The organism is Corynebacterium sp. BF-R-2 (assembly GCF_024586525.1).
Classification (GTDB): Bacteria; Actinomycetota; Actinomycetes; order Mycobacteriales; family Mycobacteriaceae; genus Corynebacterium; species Corynebacterium singulare.
Map to the genome: position 1 here is coordinate 17,028 of NZ_JAMFTP010000021.1, position 2,335 is coordinate 19,362.

Genomic DNA, 2,335 nt, shown 5'->3' on the forward strand with positions numbered 1-2,335 from the left:
GCCGTCCTTATCGAACGGGTTCTTCGAGCCATTGACCTCGTCACCGTCGTTAATGCCGTCCTCATCAGTGTCGGCCTTATTCGGATCGGTACCGAGCTCCTTCTCCTTATCGTCGGTCAGACCATCCTTATCGGTGTCCTTATTGTTCGGGTCAGTGGGCTCGTCCTTCTCGGACTCATTCGGAACAGTCTTGCCGTCCTCATCCACCTTGGTGTTGATCTCGTCGCCATCCTTGACATCGTCACCATCGGTGTCGGCCTTGGTCGGATCCGTCGGAGCACCCGGCTTACCGTCCTCGACCTTCTTGCCGTCCTTATCGAACGGGTTCTTCGAACCGTTTACCTCGTCACCGTCATTAATGCCGTCCTCATCAGTGTCGGCCTTCTTCGGATCAGTACCGAGCTCCTTCTCTTTCTCATCCGGCAGACCATCACCATCAGAGTCCTTAGCTACGATGAACGAGTCAGAAGCAACGTCCTGTGCGCCAGAGACAAGTACCGCAGAGTAGATGTCGCCAGCCTTAGCATCATCCGGGACGGTGAAGGAGCCACAGTCCTTCAGGTCATTGAGAAGCTCAATATCACAGGACTTGCCAATCGGCTTACCGTTCTTGCGCCACTCGATCTTGTTCGGCAGCAGCGGAAGGTCACCAGAGAGCTTCGCCTTAGCTGTGTTGCCGGGCTTAGCTGGGTTATCAGTGGTGTCAAAATCGGCGATATCCAAATCAACGCGGCGATCCGGAACTGCAGCGAAGTGGATGTTGTAGAAACGGGCACCACGAACCGGAAGTGCCTTCTGCTCTGTAGGGTTGCCTGATGGCGCCCACGTCGCCGAGTAGTTATTCACTGAGTGGAAAACAGGCTGCTGCCACTGGCCATAGCCAACGATTTTCTCACCATCTTTATTTTCAACCCACATGAACGTGTCGTGGGGGTGGTACTCATCCTTCGGCACGTGGATGGTGTAATCACCGTTCTCATCAGTCTCGGTGTAACGGACTGACTGGACGTACTCTGGGTGCTCCTCGAGCATCTGCTTGGTAGCCAGCGCACGCTTTTCAGCCGGCAGTCGCTTGATTTCAGCGTTGGCCTGGCGGCCTTCCTCCGTGAGCGTCGCGGCATACACCTTGTAGCCAATACCGGAAGGCTCTGCCGTACCAGTCGAACCGGTCAAGAGCTGGCGCTCATCGCCGGTCTCTAGCCATACACGGCCGGAGTAGTCGTACCAATCATCGATACCTTTAACCTCCCGGTCATCCTTGATCACCTTCAGGTCATTCGGAAGCGGCAAGCCCGGCTCCGGCTTCTTGTTGCCCATCCAGTAGTTGTTCGGGTTCGTAGGCAACTCAGCAAGCCAAACGCCAGTGCCCTGCATGTTACCGTTCGTACCAACAGCACCCGGGAACTCACCCAGCCCGTCGCCGGACCCCTTGCCGTACGCATACGGTGTATAACCCGGAGCTACACGAACGATTTCACGTTCATTTCCAGTCTCTTCATTGTCCGGCGACTCCGACCAAACACGGAACTTCTGAGCCGTCAAAGCCTTGTACTGACGCTCCTTACCGTTTGCATCAGTCCACGTCGGCACCTTAAAAGCGTACATACCCGGGCCGTTCGCACCGAGGACTCCGTCAATAGTGTGGGTTTTTGCGGAGTAAATCGGGGACTCCGCGCCATCTACATCCTTCCACTGGAAGTAGACCTTCGTGCCGTCCGGTGCGCCCTCGAAACCGTCGTACTTCGTCGATAGAATCGCGGAGTTCTTCGGCGTCATCAGGTTGACGCGACCAGAAACAACGTCCTTAGCGACGGTCTGCGCAGCCGAAAGCTGCGTACCGGAGGTAATGGTGCCGTCCTCGATTGCGTCGACGTTGACGGCTCCGTCCACATCCGGCTGCGGCGCCGCCGCGGCATCCTCAGCCTGTGCGAAGGCCGCGTTCTGCGGAGCAACTACCGGGTGTACAAACGGAGCAACGAGTGCTACCGAAAGCGCAGCCGCGGCAATGGTGGTGCCGCGGCGGCGAGCTGCAGATGCTGCTCGAGTGTTCTTCTTAGTCATACCAAGAAGTCCTTTCCTTAAGACTTATAAGAGGTGATCACGTTAGGGGCACGTGACCGCGCAAGTAGGGAATCCGGCTTGCGCAACCGAGAGCGACTCACTTCCATACCCCAGACAGAGGTCAGAGAATCCAGGGATCAGTAAGTTAACTGGCTCTTCCGGTTTCGGGGTGCGTAGCGGGGTGAAGTAGAAAACGACGGGTTTAGCGGGTCACCACAACATATAGGGGTCCCTGGTGTGAAGATGAAAGTTCCTACACAACCATCTAAACCCA

General features: G+C 56.4%; 1 pseudogene. It reads right to left on the reverse strand.

Annotated features, from left to right (window positions below):
- Nucleotides 1-2,061, reverse strand: a pseudogene (locus tag M5J09_RS12990) (hypothetical protein); the annotation flags it as partial.
- Nucleotides 2,062-2,335: the final 274 nt, after the last annotated feature.